Genomic DNA, 20,381 nt, shown 5'->3' with positions numbered 1-20,381 from the left:
GCCTAGTTCTGCGTCACCACCGGCTCGGGCATGACCGCCTCGGCGGTCAGCGTGCCGGTCACCGGGCCGCGCTCGATCGCCGCGGCAAGCTCGCGGCTCTCGCTGCATTGCGCCCCGCACAGCGACTCGAGCTGGGCGAGATTGCGGCGAGCCTTCTCGACCGCGCCCTTTTCGAGCATCGCCTCGCCTTCGCCCGAGAGCGCGGCAAAGTTTTTCGGGTCGCGCTCCAGCGCTTCGCGGTAATAGTGGATCGCCTTGCCCTGCAGGCCCTGCGCGCGCGCCGCCGCGGCGAGATCGAGATAGACGCGGGTGTTGGCGGGATCGATCACCAGCGCCGCTTCGAAGCTGTCGACCGCCATCTGCAGCTGACCGGCCTGCAACTGGCTGCGGCCCTGCGCCTCGAGCGCCGCCGAGCGCGGGTCCGTCTGCAGGTCTTCGGCCATGCCGACGCTGGCGGTCACTCCGATCAGAAGGGACAGGGCAAGGGCGGCGGGGGTGTAACGCATCGCGAACTCCTTGAGCGCGAACTTCGGCGGAGGTCCGGCTTCGGTCATAATGTCATAAGGCTAACACGGCTTTTCTAGACGTGCGATGAAAAATCCGTCCGTGCCGTCGTGAAACGGTGTCAGGCGCAGGCCCGAGCCCCGCGCGCGGCCGAGCGGCAGTTCCGGCGGTTCGGCCCGCCAGCCTTCGTGCGCCGCGAGAAAGGCGGCGACGCGGTCGGTCCCCTCGCCGTCGAGCAGCGAACAGACGACATACACAAGCCGCCCACCGGGTCTGACCAGTTCGCTCGTTATTTCAAGCAGGTGCGCCTGGGTTTTCGCAAATCGCTCCAGCTCGTCGGGGGTCAGCCGCCAGCGCGCCTCGGGATTGCGCCGCCAGGTCCCGGTCCCCGAACAGGGCGCATCGACCAGCACTGCGTCGGCCTTGCCGCGCCATGCCTCTAGCGCTGCCAGTTCGCGGCCCGGATCGAGCAGCACGGTCTCGGCTATCAGCGCCCCGGCGCGCTCGGCCCGCGGGGCGAGGTGCGAAAGGCGGCCGCGATCGGTGTCTGCCGCCACCAGGGTTCCGCCGTTGGCCATGGCCGCGGCCAGCGCGAGGGTCTTGCCGCCCGCACCGGCGCACAGGTCGATCACCGTCTCGCCCGGCCGCGCGGCGACCGCCTCGCAAGCGAGCTGGCTGCCCCCGTCCTGCACCTCGATCAGGCCGTCCTGATAGGCGGGCCACTGCTCGACCGGCGTCCCGGGCGGCAGGCGCAAGCCCTGCGGGGCTTCGACGGGGCGCGCTTCGGCCGGAAGCTCCAGGTCGTCGCGGCTCGCCTTAAGCGTGTTGACCCGGATGTCGAGCGGCGCGCGGCCGAGTAGCGCTTCCGCATCGGGCCCGGCGATGTCCGAGGCAGAGAGCCGATCGGCCAGCCACGCCGGGGCGATGCCGCCCTCCGCGACCGCCTCGCCCGGACCAATCGCCGCCGGGCCATAGTTCGACCCGTCGAACAGCCCCGTCAGCGCCGCATCCTCCTGCGCCAGCCGCAACATCGCGGCGCGCCCGTTTTCGGGAAGCGGCCCGCAGGCACGGATCGCTCCATAGACGAGTTCACGGATCGCCCTCCGGTCCTTCGACCCGGCGAAACGGTTGTTCCGGAACCATTCGGCGAGGATGCGGTCGGCCGGCGCGCCCTTCGTACGCGCGGCTTCGATCACCGAATCGAGCAGCTCGATCGAGGACTGGACTCGGGCGGCGGGGGTCATTGTGCGGCACCACTCGTGGACCGCGAAAGCGGGGGAAGAAATGTGTGGCTTTTGGACATGAAGCGCCATTCTATCAACGTCTTACGGCGCATACCGAAACGACGCAGTGTGGCTTTCGCTTGCTGCATATTTTCCACGGTGGTCATGCGGCGGTTCAGATCGGGCATGCCGTCGCCCTGTCAGATTGCGGCCATGTAGGAAAGCCTTTCGCCCGCGCTGCCAGAGCCCGCCAACTTCGTCACTCCGGCCCCCGGGCCTGGGTCCCGCTTGCGCGACACCGCGCAGGAAGGAAGCTGGACCCCGGGCCAAGCCCGGGGTGACGAGGAAGAGACTAAACCGCAACCTCGGGAGGACGGCACCAACAAGGCACCGTCATCCCGAACTTGTTTACGCAAGCACCGCTCAAGTCGAGGATTCATGTCGCCACATCCGCCGTCACCTAGCCGCATGGATGCTGAACCAAGTTCAGCATGACGATGGGGGAATGGCCGGAATTGGGTGGAAAGCGGACATTCGGTATGTCATCCATCAGGTTATGAGGTTGCTGTTGGCTTTGGCTCTGACCGCGCTCTTGCAGTCGGGTTGCTCCCGCGCCGAGCAGCAAGCTTGCACAGCGGCGCGAAGCCATTGGCAAAAGCCAACGTTCGGGCCCGGATTACATACGCTCTGGGACAGAGTGACGTTGGATCACAAGGGCGAGATTTTTTGGAACGGTAGCAAAATTAGCAATCAGGAATTCGAGCGGCTGCTAATGGCTTCTGTCAAACTCGAACCTCGACCTGACGTTTATTTGGAGGCCGAAATGGGGGTGCCTTGCCGCACTCTTGAAGCTGTCAGGGACCAAATGGAAAAAGCGCTCGGTTGCCAATCAGTCGGCAGCACTTGCCTAGAAGGCTATCCCAACTTCATTCCCCTGCCAAACGGCAGCTAAGGGTCGTTATCAGACTGACAGCTTTCCCGCCCTCTACCGCGTCGGGTAGTTCGGTGCTTCCCGAGTGATGCTCACGTCATGGACGTGGCTTTCGCTCAGCCCGGCATTGGTAATCCGGATAAACTTCCCACGCTTCTGCAGTTCCTCGATGCTGGCGCTGCCGGTGTAGCCCATCGCCGCCTTGACCCCGCCGACGAGCTGGTGGACGACGTCGCGCGCCGGGCCCTTGTAGGGGACCTGGCCCTCGATGCCCTCGGGCACCAGCTTCATCTGGTCCTTGATGTCCTGCTGGAAATAGCGGTCGGCGCTGCCGCGGGCCATGGCGCCGACGCTGCCCATGCCGCGGTAGGCCTTGTAGGCGCGGCCCTGGTAGAGGAAGGTTTCGCCCGGCGCTTCCTCGGTCCCGGCAAGAAGCGAACCGATCATCACGGTCGAGGCCCCGGCGGCGAGCGCCTTGGCGGCATCGCCCGAGGTCCTGAGCCCGCCGTCGGCGATGATCGGCACCCCGCCCGACGCGGCGGCGCTTTCCATCACCGCGGTGAGCTGCGGCACGCCGACGCCGGCGACGATGCGCGTGGTGCAGATCGAGCCCGGGCCGATGCCGACCTTGACCGCGTCTGCGCCTGCATCGATCAGCGCCTTCGTCGCCTCGCCCGTGGCGACGTTGCCGGCGACGATTTGCACGCTGTTGGAGAGCCTTTTGGCGCGCTCGACCGCCTTGGCGACTTCCTTGTTGTGGCCGTGCGCGGTGTCGATGATGATGACGTCGCACTCGGCATCGACCAGCGCCTCGGTGCGCGCGAAGCCCTTGTCGCCTACCGTGGTCGCCGCGGCAACGCGCAGGCGCCCGCCGCCGTCCTTGGTCGCGTCGGGGTTGAGCACGGCCTTCTCGATGTCCTTGACGGTGATCAGGCCGACGCACTTGAAGGCCTCGTCGACCACCAGCAGCTTCTCGATCCGGCGCTGGTGGAGGATCTTGCGCGCCTCGGCCTGGGTCACGCCCTCGCTCACCGTGGCGAGGTTCTCGTGCGTCATCAGTTCCTTGACCGGCTGCGCGGGATTGTCGGCGAAACGCACGTCGCGGTTGGTCAGGATGCCGCACAGCTTGCCGCTGGCATCGACCACCGGGATGCCGCTGATCTTGTGGCGGGTCATCATCGCCTGCGCCTCGCCGAGCGTGGCGTCGGGTTCGATGGTATAGGGATTGACCACCATGCCGCTCTCGAAGCGCTTGACGCGCCGCACCGCGTCACACTGCTCCTCGATCGTCAGGTTGCGGTGCAGGACGCCGATCCCGCCCATCTGCGCCATGACGATCGCCATCTCGGCCTCGGTCACGGTGTCCATCGCGGCGGAAATGACCGGGATGTTGAGCGCGATGTCCCGCGTGAGGAAAGTCCGGGTGCTGGCCTGCGACGGCAGGATGTCGCTCTCGCCCGGCCTCAGGAGGACGTCGTCGAAGGTAAGGCCGGTTTCGATTTCCATGGGTGCCACCAGATATTGTGCGGAGCGATTCGTGGCGGCCCATGTAACCGCACTATGTGGCATTCGCTAGAGGGGCGGACAGATTGAACGAAGGCGCAGCGCCTGCGTCTAGGAATCGCCTTGCTTTTCGCCCCGCGTGTCGGGAAGCTGGCGAAGCGCCTCGATTTCGCGCGCGGTTCTCTCGGCGGGGTCCGTGGCGATGGTTTCGAGCGTCTCGACCCGGTCCTGCAGCCGAGTGACGAGACTGCGAAGCCGTTCGTTTTCCTCGTCGATCGATTCCAGGGTCTTTTCGGGCTTCACATTCGGATCGGCGTAAAGCTCCACGAAACCGCATTTGCTGCAACGCAAAACCGCCAGGTCGGCGGATTTCCCACCCATTCCGGTGAGCGTCTTCCAGAGCCCAGGTTCCCCGTCCATCACTTTGACGCGCCCGCCGGTGTCGGGCGAATAGAGATAGCCGCGCGTCATCAGGGTGCGGCATTTGGGGCAGTCGGCCATCGAAATTCCTCCTGCAAGGAGTGTATTGGATGACCAATACACTGTCGAGACTACTTCGCCGTCCACCCGCCATCGATCGAGTAGTTCGCCCCAGTAATGTTCTGCGCCACGTCGCGGCACAGGAACACCGCCAGCGCCGCGACTTCCTCAACCTGGACGAACTTCTTGGTCGGCTGCCCGGCCAGCAGAACGTCGTTCATCACCTGCTCGCGGGTCATATTCCGCGCCGCCATCGTGTCGGGGATCTGGTTCTCGACCAGCGGGGTCCAGACGTAGCCCGGGCTGATGCAGTTGGCGGTGATGCCGTGTTCGGCCAGTTCGAGCGCGAGCACCTTGGTCAGCCCGTCGATGCCGTGCTTGGCGGCGACGTAAGCGGCCTTGAACGGGCTCGCCGCCTTCGAGTGCGCGCTGGCGGTGTTGATGATCCGGCCCCAGCCCTGCGCCTTCATGTGCGGCACGGCGAGGCGGGAGGTGTGGAAGGCGGCCGACAGGTTGAGCGCGATGATCCTTTCCCACTTCTCGGGCGGAAAGTCCTCGACCGGCGAGACGAACTGCATTCCGGCGTTGTTGACGAGAACATCGACCGGACCGGCTTCGTCCATCAGGGCTTCGCAGCCCGCCGTCGTGGTCAGGTCGGCTCCGACGTGCTGCGCGCCCAGCTCGGCGCAGAGCGCGGCGATTTCGGCCTCGTCGCCGAAGCCGTTGAGCACGACGTCGGCCCCCTCGGCGCGCAGCGCGCGGGCTATCGCCAGGCCGATCCCCGAGGTCGATCCGGTGACGAGGGCGCGCTTGCCTGAGAGGAACATTATCGACTCCTTGCGAGTTGGTTGGCGGTGCAGCGGGAAAAGCCCGAACGGGCGGGCAGGTCCAGCCCTTTCTCGACCCGGCACGGCAGGTTTGGGGAAAGGCAGTGCGGCTCAATCCGTTCAATCCGGGAAGTATCAACGTGCGCCGCGGCGGCGGCGGCGGCGGCGGGCTGCCCGGCGGGGCCGGCGGCCTCGGCTGCGGCGGTATCGTCATCGTCCTCATCGCCGCGCTGGTGTTCGGGGTCGACCCGGGGCAGATGCTCGGCACGCTCGAAAACACCCAGCAGGCGGACGGGCAGATCACGCAGGGCCCCTCGGACGAGAGCGCGGCCCAGATCTGCGACGACAACCAGTACGCCACCGAGGCCTGCAACGCCCTCGCCTCGCTCGACCAGACCTGGGCGCCGCCATTCCAACGCGCCGGGATCGCCTTTCGACAGCCCACGCTGGTCTTTTACCAGGGCGGAACGCGCTCGGGCTGCGGCGCGGCGCAGGCCTCGATGGGGCCGTTCTACTGCCCGGCCGACGAAGGCATCTACATCGATACCAGCTTCTATGACACGATGGACCGCCAGCTCGGCGCCAGGGGCGACTTCGCGCGCTATTACGTCATCGCCCACGAATACGGCCACCACATCCAGAACCTCACCGGGCTGGCCGGGCAGATGCAGAGTGCGATGCAGGCCAATCCGCGCCAGGCCAACGCCCTGTCGGTGCGGATGGAGCTGCAGGCGGACTGCTACGCCGGGGTCTGGGCGGGCAAGAACCGCAACCTGATCGAGCCGGGCGACTTCGAGGAAGGCATGACTGCGGCCAACGCGATCGGCGACGACACCCTGACGCACGGCCAGGTGAGCTCCGAAAACTTCACCCACGGCACCAGCCAGCAGCGCATGCAAGCGCTCAGGCTGGGCATGGAGAGCGCCGACGACACGCAGTGCGATCGCATAATCCAGGGCTGAAGCCGCCCTCGCCGCCCTACGCAAAGCGGCGAGAGACCCCGAAGTTCTCCCGCCGCCCAGGGACCGGAACGGACGCGCCGATCCGGTTCGGGGGGTGTTACCCCCTCGACTCGATCAGCTATCGCCGCGTTCGATGCGCTCGATCTCGGAATCGAGCTCCTCGAGCACTTCGTTGCGGATGTCGGCGCTCAATTCGCGGTTGCTGGCAATCGATTCGCGCGCCTGGCGCAGGCCCATCGCAGCACTGCGGCTGGCGAGCTTCTCGATCGCCCGCTCGCAGATCATGATGTGCTGCCGGCCCGACGAGTCGGTCCATTGGCGGGTCGTGGTGCCCTGGTCGTCGCAGCGCTCCTCGATCAGCGGCATGTGCGCCTGGGTCCAGGCGGCCTGCTTTTCCGCCATCTGCCGAGCCATCTCGGCCTGCTTCGTGGCGAGCTGCGCCTGCGCCTCGGCGAGCCGGGCCAAGTCCTTCGACTGGAACTTGCTGGCCATCTCGCCAAAATGCTTGCGCCGAGCCTCGCTCAGCGACCCGTCGACGCGCTTGAGCTTGAGCGCCGCGGGCGCTTCCGGAGCGGCGGGCGCAGCCGGAGCTTCGGGGGCCGCGGGGGCCTCCGGCGCAGGGGGCGGCGCCGGAGGCGGCGAAGGGGCGAGTTCGACCGGTTCGATCTCGTCGGGCTGACCGGCGGCGTAGGAAACCGAGGCGGTCAGCGGCAGGGCGACGGCGGCGGCGCCGAGCAGCAACCGCCCGGCCAGGCGGCGGCGGCGCGAAACATCGGACATGGACAGGCTCCTCAAACGGTGGATGATCGATTTCTCGCGCAGCATCGGGCAAGCCATCGGCGCCGCCAGCGCGAGCCGCGGACCGGTGGCGAAACCGGCGATGACATTGGCGTACTGCGCGCGCTCCCAGCCTTCGCGGCCGGCAACCACGCGGGCGTCGCAGGCCGCCTCCTGGTCGCGCCGCATGGCGCGCCAGCCGGCCCAGGCGATCGGGTTGAACCAGTGCAGCGCGAGCAGCGGCTGGGCGGCGAAGTTCGCGGCGATATCGTGCCCCCTGTGGTGCGCCAGCTCGTGGGCGATGGCGAGATCGCGCGCCTGGCGGTCTTCCATCGCCATGAACGCGGTGGGCAGCGCGACGACCTTGTCGAACACCCCGAAGGCGACCGGCGAGTTGACGGCAGGCGATTCGACCAGCCTGATCCTGCCGACCTCGCCGACGGGGCGGGCGCGGTGCAGCACTTCCAGGCGCATCCGGCGGTAATTCGACAGCCGCCAGGCAAGCAGCAGCGCGGCGCCGACCAGCCACACGGCCAGCACCAGCGGCTGCCAGTCAAAAGCGGGCTCGGCCCCAGCCGGGTTCGCCAGCGCTTCCGCCAGCAGAGGCGAGGCCTGCGGCGCGGCAGCGGCCAGCGCCGGGGCAGCCTCGGCCTGCGGCGCCAGGCTGGCGGGCAGAACGATCGGCGGCAGGAACAGGCGCAGCAGCGGCAGGGCCCACAGCGCGTAGGCCATGGTCGGCCCGAAGATCCGCGAGACGGGGCGGCGTAGCAGCATCACGGCGGCGATCAGCAGGCCGGTGTAGAGCGCGGTGTCGATCAGCCAGGTGCTCATTTGCGGAGCTCCTTCAGCAGCTTTTCGATCGCGGCGATGTCGTCCTCGCTAAGGGCCTCCTGCTCGGCCAGATGGGCGAACAGCGGGGCGGCGCGGCCGCCGAACAGGCGGTCGACCAGGCGGCGGGATTCGCCCCCGACGTACTCGGCGCGTTCGACCAGCGGAGAGTAGAGGAACCGGCGGCCATCGGGCTCGGCGGCGATGGCTTCCTTGGTGACCAGGCGGCTGAGGAGCGTCTTGACCGTGGCCAGGCTCCAGCCGCGCTGTTCGCAGACCTCGTCGCACACTTCCGCGGCGGTGCGCGGGCTCTGCCGCCACAGCGCCTCCATCACGGCATGCTCGGCATCGCTAATCCGTTCACCCGGGTCGGGCTTGGCGCCGGCCATCGCGAAACTCCCTCAATCTGATATCCCTGAGACTTACGATTACATTCGTAAACTGAATTCCAGGTGAACGCCATGCCGTTCGTCGGGCCCGCTCATGCGCTTGTCGAACGCGGCGGCGGCGTTAAGAGGCTTGCCGATGAAGATCGGGGCCATCCGCAAGCTGGAAGATTGTCGCAACGTCGCGGACTTTCGCGAGCTGGCGCAGCGCCGGCTGCCCTTCCCGGTGTTCCACTACATCGACGGCGGCGGCGACGACGAGGTGACCAAGGATCGCAACACGGCGGCTTTCGACGATGTCGACCTTGTGCCCGACGTACTGGTCGACGTGGAGAGCGTGGACACCTCGGTTACCGTGCTCGGCAAGACGACCCCGCTGCCGCTGATGCTCAGTCCCACGGCGCTGCAGCGGCTGTTCCACTGGCAGGGTGAGCGCGCGGTGGCTGCGGTGGCGGAGAAATTCAGCTTGTGGTTCGGCATATCGAGCCTCGCCAGCGTGAGCGTCGAGGAGATCGGCCGGCGTTTCTCGGGTCCGAAGATGCTGCAGTACTATTACCACCGCGACAAAGGGCTCAATGCGGCGCTGCTGGAGATGGCGCGGACGGCGAAGTTCGATGCGGTGACGCTGACGGTCGACGCCAACGTCGGGGGCAACCGCGAACGCTGCAAGGCAACCGGCTTCACCAGTCCGCCCAAGATTACCCCGGCAAGCGCATGGAGCTACGCCAGCAAGCCGCGCTGGGCGCTCGATTACTTCTTCCGCGAGAAGTTCTCCCTTCCCAATCTCGAAGCCCACGTTTCCGCCGGCAGCGACGTGTCGAGCTCGATCCAGAGCTACTTCACCGAGATGCTCGATCCGGCGATGGACTGGAAGGCGGCGGAAAAGCTGCGCGACGACTGGGGCGGCAAGTTTGCATTGAAGGGGGTGATGTCGGTAGGCGACGCGCGCCGCGCGGCGGCGATGGGAGTCGATGCGATCTACCTCTCCAACCACGGCGGCCGCCAGCTCGACGGTAGCCGCGCGCCCTTCGACCAGCTGGCCGAGGTGGTCGACGCGGTCGGCGACAAGGTCGAGGTCATCCTCGACGGCGGAGTGCGCCGCGGCACCCATGTGCTCAAGGCGCTCAGCCTCGGCGCAAAGGCGGTATCGGGCGGACGGCTCTACCTCTACGCCCTCGCCGCCGCCGGCCAGCCCGGCGTCGAGCGCGCGATCGGCCTGCTGCGCGACGAGATCCTCCGCGACATGAAGCTGATGGGCAAGACCAGCCTAGCCCAGCTCACGCCCGACAACCTGCGCTTCCGCTAAGCGGCGTAGAAGGTGATCGTGACCGTGAAGGGTCCCTCGCCCTCCACGTGGTGTGGAGTCTGGGGCGGGATCACCAATTCGGCGGGTGCGGTCAAGTGCTCCACGCCGCCCACCGCATCGTCCCAGACGAAGCGCAAGGCCCCTTCGGTCAATGCCAGCTTGCCCCAGGCGCCCGGTTTGAGCCGATGCACGGCGCGAATCCCGCCGGGCAGTCTGTCGGCATCGAACGGCCCGATGGTGCGGTAGGGTTCGGCCTCGCGCGGGAGTTTCCCGCGCGGGTCGCAAAGCAGCGCCGTCATCAGAACACCGCCAGACGGATGATCAGCACGGCCGTGCCGAACAGGACGATCGCGCCGGGTACCACCAGCATCTGCGCCACGACTGCACCCCGACTGAGCGGACCGTAGAGCGTCGCCAGCTTGCCGCCCGAGCGCGAGAGCGGGCTGCGCGGCTGCAGCGGGGCCTGGCGCAGCATGACGCGGGTCGTGCCGAAGAACATCGCCACGTAGGCCGCCGAAACGGCAATCGCGAAGCCGGCCCGGGCGCCGCCGGTCGCGGCGAGCAAGAGCACCAGGAAGGCCGCGTAGCAGCCAACCATCGCGCCCCAGATCCAGACCGGAATTTCGAAACCCGTCCGTTCGCCCACCCTCGGCGAAACATCGTTGTCGTTGTCGACGGCCAGCCGCGGCGCGGGCAGCAACTCTTTCAAGGCTGCGGGTGCGGGCGGAGCAATTTCGGGTTTGCGAAGGGGCTCAGACATGGGGAAGATCCTTTCCGGCGCGCCCCGCGGGAAGTCCGTCGCGGCGCATGGCGATTGCGGTGAGCAGGCTGTCGGCGATCATTCGCGCCCGCTCACCGACGAGCGCGGTCGCTTCGGACGTGGGCTCGGCTTCGCGCAGCGTTGCGTAGAAGAGGTCGAGCCAGCGGCTGAAGTGAGTGATATCGAGGCCGGGAATCGCGAGGTGCTTGAGGATGGGGTTGCCCGAAAACTCGCCGCTGTTGTGCAGCACCGAGCGCCAGAAGGCCTTCATTCGGCCGAGATGCCGCGGCCAGTCGGCAATGCGTTCGGCGAAGGTCGGGCCGAGCAGCTCGTCCTCGCGAACCTTGCCGTAAAACGCTTCGACGAAGTGATCGACGTACTCGGCATCGACGCCGATCGCCTCGGCCGAGGCGCGCTTTTCGGCTCGCTTCTGCGCGGCATAGGCGCTGCTGTCGGCATCGGGCTTGCGGGAACGGGCTGCGGCAATGGACATGGCGACTCACTTATTAGGTATTTGAAGTACCTGTTATGTCGCGTTGCCGATTAAATCAACATGTGATATGCCTATTTTATGCAATTGAGCCTTCACACCGACTACGCGCTACGCATCCTGATGGCGCTTGCCGCTACCGAACGACAGCTTTCGGTCGACGAAATCGCCCGCCGCTACGACATTTCGCGCAACCACCTGGCCAAGGTCGCGCAGCGTCTTCAGGCGGAGGGCTTCGTGGAGACATTTCGCGGGCGCGGCGGCGGAATGCGCCTTGCGCGGCCAGCCAGCGACATCGTGGTCGGCCAGGTCGTGCGGCGGCTCGAGACGCTGGACAGTTTCGTCGGCTGCTTTGCTGCTGCGTCGGGCTGCGCGGTCAACGGCCTGTGTGCGCTGAAGCCAGCCTTGTCCGGTGCCGTCGAGGCCTTTCTGGCCCATCTCGACGCCTACACGCTCGACGATCTCGTCCCCGATGCCGCCGCCTTTGCGCGGCGCCTCGAAAGCGTCGCCGCGGCCTGACCGCCCGGGGACTGCGCGATTCCAGCCCGCGTTCCAACAACGACCAGCTCCGATTTGCGCTCGAACACGCTGGTCCGGAGGGCGCCTTTGCGGGCACAAGGAGCCATGCTGAAGCGATTCGTTCCTGTCGCCGCCCTGTTGTTCGCCGCACCGCTTGCCGCGCAAGACGGGGCCAGGACCGACACGGTCGTTCTCGCAACCACGATGGGCGATATCACGCTGGCGATCGAGAGCGAGCGGGCGCCGGTGACGGCCGCCAATTTCCTCCGCTATGTCGCCGAAAAGCGTTTCGACGGGACGGCATTCTACCGCGCGATGCGGCTCGATTGGGGCGAGCAGCCGAGCGGTCTCGTCCAAGGCGGCACGCAGATGAATCCCGACCGGATCCGAGACCCGATCGCGCACGAGCCGACGAGCCGGACCGGGATCAGGCACACCGCGGGCACGATCTCGATGGCGCGCTACGCACCTGGAACAGCGACCGGCGATTTCTCGATTCTGCTTTCCGCCATGCCCAGCCTCGACGCCGATCCCGACGGCGATACCGAGGATGCCCGGGCGGGATTTGCCGCTTTCGGGCACGTCACCGCGGGGATGGAGGTGGTGAAAGCGATCTTCGATGCACCGACCGACCCCGACAAGGGCGAAGGCTGGATGAAGGGCCAGATGCTCGCCGAACCGGTCACCATCGTTTCCGCCCGCTGCCTGACCTGCGCTAGCGAGTGACGATGCCGACGAGCACGGCGAAGCCGAGCACGATGAGAAAGCCGTTGAAGACGATGAGCACCCACCCCGGCAACTTGGCGGTGTCCGGATCGGGGCGCAGCGCATTGCCGCTCAGTTCGCGCCAGACGCCGGCGACGAAGCAGAATTCCGAGAACAGGATCAGCACGATCGACGCGGTCAGCACCAGCCACGGCTCGACCAGCTTGTCGAGCAGCGCCTTGCCGCCGATGCCGGCCGCCAGCGCAGCGAGCCCGGTGCGCATCCAGGCAGCATAGGTCCGCTCGGCAGCGAGCAGCGAGCGATCGGCGGCGAGCCGGGTCCGGCGCTCGGCGCTGTCTTCCTGCCGCAGCGCGCTTGTCTCCTGCGTTTCCGCGCTGTCGGCCAGCATTTCCGCACTGTCCGCGAGCTTTTCCTGCGTCTTGGTCGCCCGCTTGAGTTCGTTCTCGGCCATGCATCCCCAACGCGCGCGCGCCGTAAAGGTGGCAAGCGGCCGAGATTCGGTTAGGTACGCGCCCATGGACCCAGCGCGCTATTGCTTCGGCGATTTCATAGTCGATGCGGCCGACCGGCGCTTGACCCGCGAAGGCGAGACGGTCGAGCTCAACGCACGCTATCTCGATGCCCTGCTGTTGATGCTCGCCACCCCTGGGCGGCTGGTTAGCAAGGACCGATTCCACGACGAGGTGTGGCGCGGAATCCCGGTAACCGACGAAGCGCTGACCCAGTGCATCCGCACGCTGCGCCGCGCGCTCGGCGACGACGCAAGTGCACCGTGCTTCATCGAGACCGTACCGCGCCACGGCTATCGCTTCATCGCGGCGGTCGAGCGCGCGGGCGAACCGATGGCCCCGCTTGCCCGGCCGCGAGCACATTCCCCGTGGGCCGAGGCAGCTGCCGGATCGCTCGGTGCCGGGGCCGCCGGCGCCGTGGTCGGCCTCGCCTATGCTTCGAGCGGCCTTGTCGCGCCCGGCATCGGTGCGGCATCGACGCTCCTGGTCATGATCAGTCTCGCGCTCTTCCTCGGTCTCGTTGCCGGGGGCGCGGTCGGGCTCGGGATCGCGGTCGGCGCGGCGCAGAAGAGCCGGCGCGGCCTCTGGAGCTTGGCCGGCGGCGCCCTTGGCGGGCTGCTCGTCGGCGGCGTGGCCCACATGGTCGGCACCGACCTGTTCAACCTGCTGTTCGGCCGCGCTCCGAACGCGATGACCGGTGCACCGGAAGGCTTCGCGCTCGGTGCGGCGACCGGCGTCGGCAGCTGGCTTGCCTCGCGCGCCAACGGCCGGCCGCTGTGGCGACGCACGCTGCCGGGCTTCGCCGCGGGGGGGCTGGCCGGCCTCGCCATCGCCCTGCTCGGCGGCCGGCTCCTGGCCGGGAGCCTGGTGTCGCTGGCGGCAAAGTTTCCCGGGACGCATCTCAGCGACGAGGGTGCTATCGGCTCGACCGGCCTGGCGCTGGTTACCGCCGCGGAGGGTGCGGTGTTCGCCGCCAGCGTGGCAGGCGCGCTCACGCTGGTTCGCCGGCTGCGCGCGCGCTGAGTATCCTCACATATTGCTCAGCCGCCACTCATGACGCTCAGGGAGTCACCACGCGACAAGCGCGCTCCACCAGATCAGAGGAGTTTGCCATGCCCGCCCTGCTTGAAATGAGTCCCGCCACGACCCGAAGTCTGAGAATCGGCGGCTGGTCGCTCGCCGCCCTGCTGCTTGCCCTGCCCGCCGTCGCCATGCAGTTCACCTCCGAGGTCGACTGGACCTTCGGCGACTTTGCCGTCGCCGGGCTGATGCTCGCGGCGCTTGGCGGCGTGCTTGAACTGGCCGCGCGGGGCAGCGCCAATCTCGCCTATCGCGCCGGGGCGGCCATTGCCGCGTTGACGGCCTTTCTGGCGCTGTGGATCATCATGGCCGTGGGGATCGTCGGCGCGCCGGACGATCCGCTCAACTTGGTCTATATCGCCGTGCTCGGCATTGCCGCGTGCGCCGCGATCACCGCCGGACGCGATCCTGCGCGGCTCGCGCGGGCGATGCTGGCAACGGCGGGCGCGCAGGCGCTCGTCCTGCTCGTCCATCTGGTCGACGCGGTCAGCCCTGCGCTGGTCATCGACAGCTTCTTCGTTTTGACATGGTCCGCCAGCGGCGCACTGTTCGCGCGGGCGGCCCGGCAGTTGTCCGGCGAGGCGAGTTGATCGCCCCGCTCCCTAGTACACGCGTTTCTTCGGCTCGATGTACTTGGCGTCGTCGGTGAGGGTGTATTCGTGGACCGGGCGGTAGTCGATCTTCACCTCGCCGCCCTTGCCGCCCCAGCCGTTCATCCACACCGCGGTATGCTTCATCCACTCGGCATCGTTGCGCTCGGGGTAGTCCTCGTGCGCATGGGCGCCGCGCGATTCCTTGCGGTTGTGCGCCGAGTGCATCGTCACCGTCGCCTGGGCGATGAGATTGTCCAGCTCGAGCGTCTCGATGAGATCGCTGTTCCAGATCAGCGAGCGGTCGGTAACCGAGATATGCTCCATCGACCGGTAGATCTGCCCGAGCATCTCCACGCCTTCCGCCATGAGTTCGTCGGTCCGGAACACCGCGGCGTGGGCCGACATGGCGCGCTGCATTTCGGTGCGGATTTCCGCCGTGGGCTTATCGCCCTTGGCGTGGCGGAAATGGTCGAGCCGGGTCAGCGCGAAATCGGCGCTGTCCTTGGGCAGTTCTTCCTGCCGCTCGCCCGGTTTGTTGAGCTCGGCAATGCGGTGCGCCGTGGCGCGGCCGAAGACGACCAGATCGATCAACGAATTCGAGCCAAGACGATTGGCGCCGTGAACCGAGACGCAGGCCGCCTCGCCCACCGCGAACAGCCCCGGCACGACGGTTTCCGGATCGCCGTCGACGCCGATGGTGACGACTTCGCCGTGATAGTTCGTCGGGATGCCGCCCATGTTGTAGTGGACCGTGGGCACCACCGGCAGCGGCTGGCGCGTCAGGTCGACACCGGCGAAGATCTTGCCGCTCTCGGTGATGCCCGGCAGCCGGTCGGCGAGCACCTTGGGATCGATGTGGTCGAGGTGCAGGAAGATGTGGTCCTTGTGCGGCCCGACGCCGCGTCCTTCGCGGATTTCCAGCGCCATCGAGCGGCTGACGACGTCGCGGCTGGCGAGGTCCTTGGCGCTCGGGGCATAGCGCTCCATGAACCGCTCGCCCTCGGAGTTGGTCAGATAGCCGCCCTCGCCGCGCGCACCCTCGGTGATGAGAACGCCGGCGCCGTAGATGCCGGTCGGGTGGAACTGGACGAACTCCATGTCCTGCAGCGGCAGCCCGGCGCGCAGCACCATCCCGCCGCCGTCGCCGGTGCAGGTATGAGCGCTGGTGCAGGTGAAGTAGGTCCGGCCATAGCCGCCGGTCGCCAGCACCACGGCCTTGGCGCGGAAGCGGTGGATGGACCCGTCGTCGAGGCACAGCGCGATCACGCCGACGCAGCGGCCCTTGTCCATGATCAGGTCGATGGCGAAGTATTCGATGAAGAAGTCGGCGTCGTGCTTCAGGCTCTGCTGGTAGAGCGCGTGGAGCATGGCGTGGCCGGTGCGGTCGGCGGCGGCGCAGGTGCGCTGCACCGGCGGGCCTTCGCCCATGTTCTGCATGTGCCCGCCGAACGGGCGCTGGTAGATGGTGCCGTTGTCGTTGCGGCTGAACGGCACCCCGGCGTGCTCGAGTTCGTAGACCGCCTGCGGGGCCTCGCGCACCATGTATTCGATCGCGTCCTGGTCGCCGAGCCAGTCGGAGCCCTTGACGGTATCGTACATGTGCCACTGCCAGTGGTCGGGCGTGTTGTTGCCGAGGCTGGCGGCGATGCCGCCCTGTGCTGCGACGGTGTGGCTACGGGTCGGGAAGACCTTGGTGATGCAGGCGGTGCGCAGCCCCGCCTCGGCGCTGCCCTGGACCGCGCGCAGGCCCGAGCCGCCGGCGCCGACCACCACGGTGTCGTAGGTATGGTCGACGATTGCGTAGGCCGGCTGATTGCCCACCGTGCGGCTGTTCTGGGTAGCCATCAGGCGGCTCCTCCCAGTGCGAGACGGGCGATCGAGAAAAGGCCGAACGCCGCACCCGCAATCGCGGCGAGATTGAGCGCGAGCAGGACGGCGGTCTTGTTGCCGGGGGTGTGCACGTAGTCCTCGATCATGATCTGCAGCCCGAGGCGGGCATGCCAAAAGGTGGAAACGACCAGCAGCGCCATCACGGTTGCCGGGATCGGCCCGGCGATCCACTCGCGCAGCGTCGCGTAGGATAGGTCGGGCAAGAGCAGCAGGCTGGCGACCAGGAAGCCGACAGAAAGTAGATTGCCCATGCCGGTGATGCGCTGGAGCACCCAGTGATGGGTGCCCTCGCGGGCCGAGCCGAGGCCGCGGACGCGGCCGAGCGGGGTGCCGTTACCCATGGAGCAGCCCCTTCCACAGCAGGATGAGCCAGAATGCCGCGGTGAGCACCGGCCCCGCCACGATGCACACCAGCGAGAACGCCTTGTTGGTGGTCAGTTCGTAACCCGCGCCGATGTCGAGCACGAAGTGCCGGATGCCGGAGGAGAGGTGGTTGAAGAACGCCCAGCTGAGCCCCACCAGCACGACCAGCCCGTACCAGCTGGAAGCCTGGCCCACGAACGCGGCGTATGCCTGTTCGCCGCTCGCCAGGGCTCCGAGCCACCACAGCAGCACCGGGAGGCCGACCAGCGCCATGCCATCGCCGGTGACACGGTGGAGGATGGAGACCGTCATGTGCGGTCCCCATTTCCAGATCGAAAGATGCGGCGAGAGCGGGCGTTGGGCCATTGGTTATCCGTATGCTTCGGCAATCGTGGCCGCCTCTTAGGACCCTCATCCCGGGCATGCAACGGTCGTCGGGCCGAAGCATCTGCAAGACCGCTCGCGACGCGCGCGGGGGTGACGCCGCGCTGGCCCGCGGGTATGGCGGCGCGATGCCTACCGTCCTTCTCACCGGCTCCTCGCGGGGCATCGGCAAGGCCGTTGCGCAGGCCCTGCGCGCGCGCGGCTGCACGGTCATCGGCCACGCCAGCCGGGCAAGCGACGAGGATACCGTCGCTGCCGACTTCCTCGATCCCCCCGCCCCGCAGCACTTGTGGCAAGAGGCGCTCGAACGCGCGGATGGGCAGATCGACGTGTTGATCAACAATGCCGGGTTATTTGCAGCCAACCCGCTCGACTCCTCCGACATCGCATGGCTCGACGCGTGGGAGGACACCGTGCGCATCAATCTCACCGCCGCCGCGCAACTCAGCCGTTTCGCGGTGCGCGACTGGCTGGAGAGCGGCAGCGGCGGGCGCATCGTGCACATCGCCAGCCGAGCCGGACACCGCGGCGATTCGCCCGACCATTGGCACTATGCCGCGAGCAAGGGCGGCATGCTGGCGCTGCACAAGACCATCGCCCGCGCCTACGCCGCGCAAGGCATCTACAGCTACGCCATCGCCCCCGGCTTCACCGACACCGCGATGGCCGGCGACTACCTCGACAGCCGCGGCGGCAATGGCATCCTTGCCGATATCCCGCTCGGCCGCGTGGCGAGGCCCGAGGAAATCGCCGCCTGCGCGGTGTTCTGCGCGCTCGACGCCCCGCCCAGCCTGACCGGCGCCACGCTCGACGCGAATGGAGCGAGCTATGTTCGCTAGACTTTTTGCAGCAGGGGTTCTCGCGCTTGCCGGCTGCGCCCCGGCTCCGGTCGCAGACGCCCCGACAAGGCTTCCCGGCCTCGCCAGCTTTGCCGACTGGCAGGCGCAATGCGCCGGTGCCGGTAGCGGACGCGAAGCCTGGACCGCACCGGCCCCGCCGTTCCGCGTCTTCGGCAACACCTATTACGTGGGCACATGCGGCATCGCGGCGCTGCTCGTGACCTCGGCCGATGGCAATGTGCTGCTCGACACCGGAATGGCCCAAGCGGCACCTCTGGTGCGCGCCAATATCGAGCGGCTCGGCTATCCCGTCACCTCGGTCAAGGCCCTGCTGTCGAGCCACGAGCATCTCGATCATGTCGGCGCCACGGCGGAACTTAGGCGCCTGAGCGGCGGTGAAACCGTCGCTCTTCGCGGCGCCGTCAAGCCGCTGGAGACCGGCAAGCCCTATCCGCAGGACCCGCAGGCGGCGATGATCCCGCCGTTCGACGGGTTCCCGATCGACAAGGTGATCGAAGATGCCGACACGTTCCGCCTCGGCTCGCTTACCTTCACAGGCCACTCGACGCCCTCGCACACGCCGGGCTCGACCAGCTGGACCTGGCAAAGCTGCGAAGGCGACAAGTGCCTGACGATTGCCTACGCGGATTCGCTCAGCACGCCCGCCGCGGAGGGATACCGCTTCGCCGACCACCCGGACTATGTCGCCCAGGTCCGCAGGGGCTTCGAGGTCGTGGCCGACCTGCCGTGCGACATCCTCATGACCCCGCACCCTGGTGCCAGCGACATGGCCGAGCGTTTCGGCGGCAAGATGGCGATCGTCGATCCGGTCGGCTGCAAGCATTATGCCCACACGTCGGCAGCGCGCTTCGAACAGCTGCTCGCAAGCCAGAGTGGATCTTCCAAGTGAGCTGGAAGCTGACTGCGTTCGGCGACAAGGCGTCGATCCAGTCCGCGCTGCTCGCGCAGGAAGACGCGCTCGACTGGGATCCCGACATCGTCCTGACGGGCTTCGAGCTGGCAGACGACCGGCCGGACGAATGGCGGCTCGACGCCTACCTGCCGCGCAAGCCCACCCGGGGCGACCGCGAGGCAGTGGCGAATCTTTTTGCGGATGAAGCGCTCGACCTGGTCGCCGAACGGCTGCCGGACACCGACTGGGTGACCGAAAGCCAGCAAGGCATGGAACCGATCCGCGCCGGGCGGTTCTACGTCCACACGCCGGACCACCCGCCGAGCGACGAGCCGGGAGAGCGTTCGTTCGTCATCCCCGCCAGCCAGGCCTTCGGCACCGGCCAGCACGAGACCACCGCGGGCTGCCTGGTCATGCTCGACGAAATGAAGCGCCGCGGCGTGGTGGCACGGCGGATCGCCGATATCGGCACCGGCACCGGCCTGCTTGCCTTCGCCGCGCTCGAATTGTGGCCCGGTGCGCATGCGGTCGCGTCCGACATCGATCCGGTCTGCGGTCCTGTCGTGGCCGAAAACGCAGCAGCCAACGGCTTTGCACTCGGCCCAAGACCGGGGCAGATCGCCGTCGCCATAGCGGCCGGGATGGACGACCCCGACCTGCGCGCCTGCGGGCCATACGACCTGCTGATCGCCAACATCCTCGCCGGGCCGCTGCTCGAACTGGCAGGCGACTTCGCCGAGGCCGTCCCGCCGCGCGGCAACCTGCTGCTCGCCGGCCTGCTCGAGACGCAGGAGCCGAAAATCCGCGCCGCATACCTGCGCGCCGGATTCTCGCTCGCCGCGCGACTGGTCAGGGGCGACTGGTCGATCTTGTGGCTGCGCCGCCGCTTCGTCGGCTGATCGGGCGCATAGCCAGGTGGACGGCCATCGCGCTGGCCGCCTCCGCCGCGCTGTTCTTCCTCACCGTGTGGATCGGCAGCTCGATCCCGCGCAATCCCGGCTGGCGCGAGCCCGGGGAGGGCGTCGAGATCATGGTCCAGAGCAACGGCGTGCACACCGCGCTCGTCGTCCCGCTGGTCGCGCCCGAGCGCGACTGGCGGCCGGTCTTCCCGGCCGGCGACGTCGCCTTGTCCGGCCTGCCCTACACCCACCTCGCCATCAGCTGGGGAGAGCGCGAGGTGTTCCTCAACACGCCGACCTGGTCGGACCTTTCGCCCGTCACCGTGCTGCGCATCGTCGGCATCGGCGGTGAGGGGCTGCTCCATGTCGAACACTACGTCCGGCCCGCTCCCTCCGAGGACCTGCGCCCGCTCCGGCTGACCCATGGCGAATACGCCCGCCTCGTCGCGGCAATCGACCGGGTGGTGCCGCAAGGCCAACGCGTAGGCCACCCCGGCTACGGCGCGCAGGACGTTTTCTACGAGACCGGCGGGCACTACACCGTGCGCAACACCTGCAATCAGTGGACCAGCAACACCCTCGCCGCCGCGGGGGTGAAGACCGGCTGGTGGACACCGATGGCCGGCGGGGTGATGAAATGGGTGCCGCATCTGGAGAGGTGACAGGTGCGCGAAAACGTGCATGGTAGC

26 protein-coding genes are annotated in these 20,381 nt (G+C 67.7%); 11 read left to right on the top strand and 15 right to left on the bottom strand.

What is annotated here, in order from left to right; translation table 11 throughout:
• Positions 1 to 2: 2 nt before the first annotated feature.
• Genes Q7I88_RS10410 through Q7I88_RS10400 form a run of 3 tightly spaced genes read right to left on the bottom strand, consistent with a single transcriptional unit; the run spans position 3 to position 1,915 of the window.
• On the bottom strand, positions 3 to 506 hold the full coding sequence (locus tag Q7I88_RS10410; RefSeq protein ID WP_305095853.1) for a tetratricopeptide repeat protein: 504 nt from the start codon (positions 504 to 506) through the stop codon (positions 3 to 5).
• 60 nt (positions 507 to 566) lie between these two features.
• Positions 567 to 1,748 carry an RsmB/NOP family class I SAM-dependent RNA methyltransferase gene (locus tag Q7I88_RS10405; RefSeq protein ID WP_305095852.1) on the bottom strand — a complete coding sequence of 394 codons (1,182 nt, stop codon included), beginning with the start codon at positions 1,746 to 1,748 and terminating at the stop codon, positions 567 to 569.
• Entirely contained in the window at positions 1,745 to 1,915 is a 171-nt protein-coding gene (locus tag Q7I88_RS10400; protein WP_305095851.1) for a hypothetical protein, read from the bottom strand. The genes Q7I88_RS10405 and Q7I88_RS10400 overlap by 4 nt, the downstream gene beginning before the upstream one ends.
• Positions 1,916 to 2,199: 284 nt before the next feature.
• Here Q7I88_RS10400 and Q7I88_RS10395 point away from each other — a divergent pair, with 284 nt between their 5' ends.
• Positions 2,200 to 2,679, top strand: a complete 480-nt coding sequence (locus Q7I88_RS10395) for an ExbD/TolR family protein (RefSeq protein WP_305095850.1) — start codon at positions 2,200 to 2,202, stop codon at positions 2,677 to 2,679.
• Between the two features lie 33 nt (positions 2,680 to 2,712).
• On the opposite strand, the gene guaB is transcribed toward Q7I88_RS10395, so the two are convergent.
• The 3 genes from guaB to Q7I88_RS10380 form a co-directional block, all read right to left on the bottom strand.
• Entirely contained in the window at positions 2,713 to 4,164 is a 1,452-nt protein-coding gene (gene guaB / locus Q7I88_RS10390) for an IMP dehydrogenase (RefSeq protein ID WP_305095849.1), read from the bottom strand.
• A 108-nt stretch (positions 4,165 to 4,272) separates the two neighbouring features.
• A complete protein-coding gene (locus tag Q7I88_RS10385; RefSeq protein ID WP_305095848.1) occupies positions 4,273 to 4,662 on the bottom strand; it encodes a hypothetical protein in 390 nt (129 codons plus the stop codon).
• A 50-nt stretch (positions 4,663 to 4,712) separates the two neighbouring features.
• A complete protein-coding gene (locus Q7I88_RS10380; RefSeq protein ID WP_305095847.1) occupies positions 4,713 to 5,468 on the bottom strand; it encodes a 3-hydroxybutyrate dehydrogenase in 756 nt (251 codons plus the stop codon).
• A gap of 104 nt (positions 5,469 to 5,572) precedes the next feature.
• Between Q7I88_RS10380 and ypfJ the strand changes: the two genes are divergently transcribed.
• Positions 5,573 to 6,430, top strand: coding sequence for a KPN_02809 family neutral zinc metallopeptidase (gene ypfJ / locus Q7I88_RS10375; RefSeq protein WP_305095846.1), 858 nt, complete (start codon positions 5,573 to 5,575; stop codon positions 6,428 to 6,430).
• Between the two features lie 114 nt (positions 6,431 to 6,544).
• Here the strand turns inward: ypfJ and Q7I88_RS10370 are convergent, their stop codons facing one another.
• Together Q7I88_RS10370 and Q7I88_RS10365 are read right to left on the bottom strand one after the other, a co-directional pair.
• Entirely contained in the window at positions 6,545 to 8,038 is a 1,494-nt protein-coding gene (locus tag Q7I88_RS10370) for a M56 family metallopeptidase (RefSeq protein WP_305095845.1), read from the bottom strand.
• Positions 8,035 to 8,424: a BlaI/MecI/CopY family transcriptional regulator gene (locus tag Q7I88_RS10365; protein WP_305095844.1), complete on the bottom strand. Its 390-nt coding sequence runs from the start codon at positions 8,422 to 8,424 to the stop codon at positions 8,035 to 8,037. Before Q7I88_RS10365 ends, Q7I88_RS10370 begins: the two co-directional genes overlap by 4 nt.
• 136 nt (positions 8,425 to 8,560) lie before the next feature.
• Between Q7I88_RS10365 and Q7I88_RS10360 the strand changes: the two genes are divergently transcribed.
• Complete coding sequence (locus tag Q7I88_RS10360; protein WP_305095843.1) at positions 8,561 to 9,727, top strand: alpha-hydroxy acid oxidase; 1,167 nt, start codon at positions 8,561 to 8,563, stop codon at positions 9,725 to 9,727.
• Here the strand turns inward: Q7I88_RS10360 and Q7I88_RS10355 are convergent.
• Genes Q7I88_RS10355 through Q7I88_RS10345 form a run of 3 tightly spaced genes read right to left on the bottom strand, consistent with a single transcriptional unit; the run spans position 9,724 to position 10,980 of the window.
• Positions 9,724 to 10,026: a TehB-like domain-containing protein gene (locus tag Q7I88_RS10355; protein ID WP_305095842.1), complete on the bottom strand. Its 303-nt coding sequence runs from the start codon at positions 10,024 to 10,026 to the stop codon at positions 9,724 to 9,726. The two genes, Q7I88_RS10360 and Q7I88_RS10355, sit on opposite strands and share 4 nt — an antisense overlap.
• Positions 10,026 to 10,487 carry a hypothetical protein gene (locus tag Q7I88_RS10350; protein WP_305095841.1) on the bottom strand — a complete coding sequence of 154 codons (462 nt, stop codon included), beginning with the start codon at positions 10,485 to 10,487 and terminating at the stop codon, positions 10,026 to 10,028. The genes Q7I88_RS10355 and Q7I88_RS10350 overlap by 1 nt, the downstream gene beginning before the upstream one ends.
• Positions 10,480 to 10,980 (bottom strand): group III truncated hemoglobin, encoded by a 501-nt coding sequence (locus Q7I88_RS10345; protein WP_305095840.1) that lies wholly within the window; start codon positions 10,978 to 10,980, stop codon positions 10,480 to 10,482. Before Q7I88_RS10345 ends, Q7I88_RS10350 begins: the two co-directional genes overlap by 8 nt.
• Positions 10,981 to 11,058: 78 nt before the next feature.
• On the opposite strand from Q7I88_RS10345, the gene Q7I88_RS10340 reads away from it, so the two are divergent.
• Positions 11,059 to 11,496: an RrF2 family transcriptional regulator gene (locus Q7I88_RS10340; RefSeq protein ID WP_305095839.1), complete on the top strand. Its 438-nt coding sequence runs from the start codon at positions 11,059 to 11,061 to the stop codon at positions 11,494 to 11,496.
• 105 nt (positions 11,497 to 11,601) lie between these two features.
• Complete coding sequence (locus Q7I88_RS10335; protein WP_305095838.1) at positions 11,602 to 12,222, top strand: peptidylprolyl isomerase; 621 nt, start codon at positions 11,602 to 11,604, stop codon at positions 12,220 to 12,222.
• Here the strand turns inward: Q7I88_RS10335 and Q7I88_RS10330 are convergent.
• A complete protein-coding gene (locus tag Q7I88_RS10330; RefSeq protein WP_305095837.1) occupies positions 12,212 to 12,673 on the bottom strand; it encodes a YidH family protein in 462 nt (153 codons plus the stop codon). The genes Q7I88_RS10335 and Q7I88_RS10330 overlap by 11 nt on opposite strands.
• A 64-nt stretch (positions 12,674 to 12,737) precedes the next feature.
• On the opposite strand from Q7I88_RS10330, the gene Q7I88_RS10325 reads away from it, so the two are divergent.
• Positions 12,738 to 13,754 carry a winged helix-turn-helix domain-containing protein gene (locus tag Q7I88_RS10325; RefSeq protein ID WP_305095836.1) on the top strand — a complete coding sequence of 339 codons (1,017 nt, stop codon included), beginning with the start codon at positions 12,738 to 12,740 and terminating at the stop codon, positions 13,752 to 13,754.
• Between the two features lie 89 nt (positions 13,755 to 13,843).
• A complete protein-coding gene (locus tag Q7I88_RS10320) occupies positions 13,844 to 14,401 on the top strand; it encodes a hypothetical protein (RefSeq protein WP_305095835.1) in 558 nt (185 codons plus the stop codon).
• A 12-nt stretch (positions 14,402 to 14,413) separates the two neighbouring features.
• On the opposite strand, the gene sdhA is transcribed toward Q7I88_RS10320, so the two are convergent.
• From sdhA to sdhC, 3 genes are read right to left on the bottom strand one after another with little or no spacing between them, the layout of a single operon-like run.
• Positions 14,414 to 16,249, bottom strand: a complete 1,836-nt coding sequence (sdhA, locus tag Q7I88_RS10315; protein WP_305095834.1) for a succinate dehydrogenase flavoprotein subunit — start codon at positions 16,247 to 16,249, stop codon at positions 14,414 to 14,416.
• Positions 16,249 to 16,635, bottom strand: coding sequence for a succinate dehydrogenase, hydrophobic membrane anchor protein (gene sdhD, locus Q7I88_RS10310; RefSeq protein WP_305095833.1), 387 nt, complete (start codon positions 16,633 to 16,635; stop codon positions 16,249 to 16,251). Before sdhD ends, sdhA begins: the two co-directional genes overlap by 1 nt.
• Positions 16,628 to 17,023 (bottom strand): succinate dehydrogenase, cytochrome b556 subunit, encoded by a 396-nt coding sequence (gene sdhC / locus Q7I88_RS10305; RefSeq protein ID WP_305095832.1) that lies wholly within the window; start codon positions 17,021 to 17,023, stop codon positions 16,628 to 16,630. The genes sdhD and sdhC overlap by 8 nt, the downstream gene beginning before the upstream one ends.
• 146 nt (positions 17,024 to 17,169) lie before the next feature.
• Between sdhC and Q7I88_RS10300 the strand changes: the two genes are divergently transcribed.
• From Q7I88_RS10300 to Q7I88_RS10285, 4 genes are read left to right on the top strand one after another with little or no spacing between them, the layout of a single operon-like run.
• Entirely contained in the window at positions 17,170 to 17,880 is a 711-nt protein-coding gene (locus tag Q7I88_RS10300) for an SDR family NAD(P)-dependent oxidoreductase (RefSeq protein WP_305095831.1), read from the top strand.
• Positions 17,870 to 18,790 (top strand): subclass B3 metallo-beta-lactamase, encoded by a 921-nt coding sequence (gene bla, locus Q7I88_RS10295; protein WP_305095830.1) that lies wholly within the window; start codon positions 17,870 to 17,872, stop codon positions 18,788 to 18,790. Before Q7I88_RS10300 ends, bla begins: the two co-directional genes overlap by 11 nt.
• Positions 18,787 to 19,692: a 50S ribosomal protein L11 methyltransferase gene (locus Q7I88_RS10290; protein WP_305095829.1), complete on the top strand. Its 906-nt coding sequence runs from the start codon at positions 18,787 to 18,789 to the stop codon at positions 19,690 to 19,692. Before bla ends, Q7I88_RS10290 begins: the two co-directional genes overlap by 4 nt.
• Positions 19,665 to 20,354 carry a DUF2459 domain-containing protein gene (locus Q7I88_RS10285; protein WP_305095828.1) on the top strand — a complete coding sequence of 230 codons (690 nt, stop codon included), beginning with the start codon at positions 19,665 to 19,667 and terminating at the stop codon, positions 20,352 to 20,354. Before Q7I88_RS10290 ends, Q7I88_RS10285 begins: the two co-directional genes overlap by 28 nt.
• Positions 20,355 to 20,381 lie beyond the last annotated feature (27 nt).

It is taken from the genome of Croceibacterium aestuarii, from assembly GCF_030657335.1.
In the GTDB taxonomy this organism is placed as follows: domain Bacteria; phylum Pseudomonadota; class Alphaproteobacteria; order Sphingomonadales; family Sphingomonadaceae; genus Croceibacterium_B; species Croceibacterium_B aestuarii.
The sequence above is the reverse complement of the archived record's forward strand: the minus strand, read 5'-3'. Positions and strand labels throughout refer to the sequence as shown.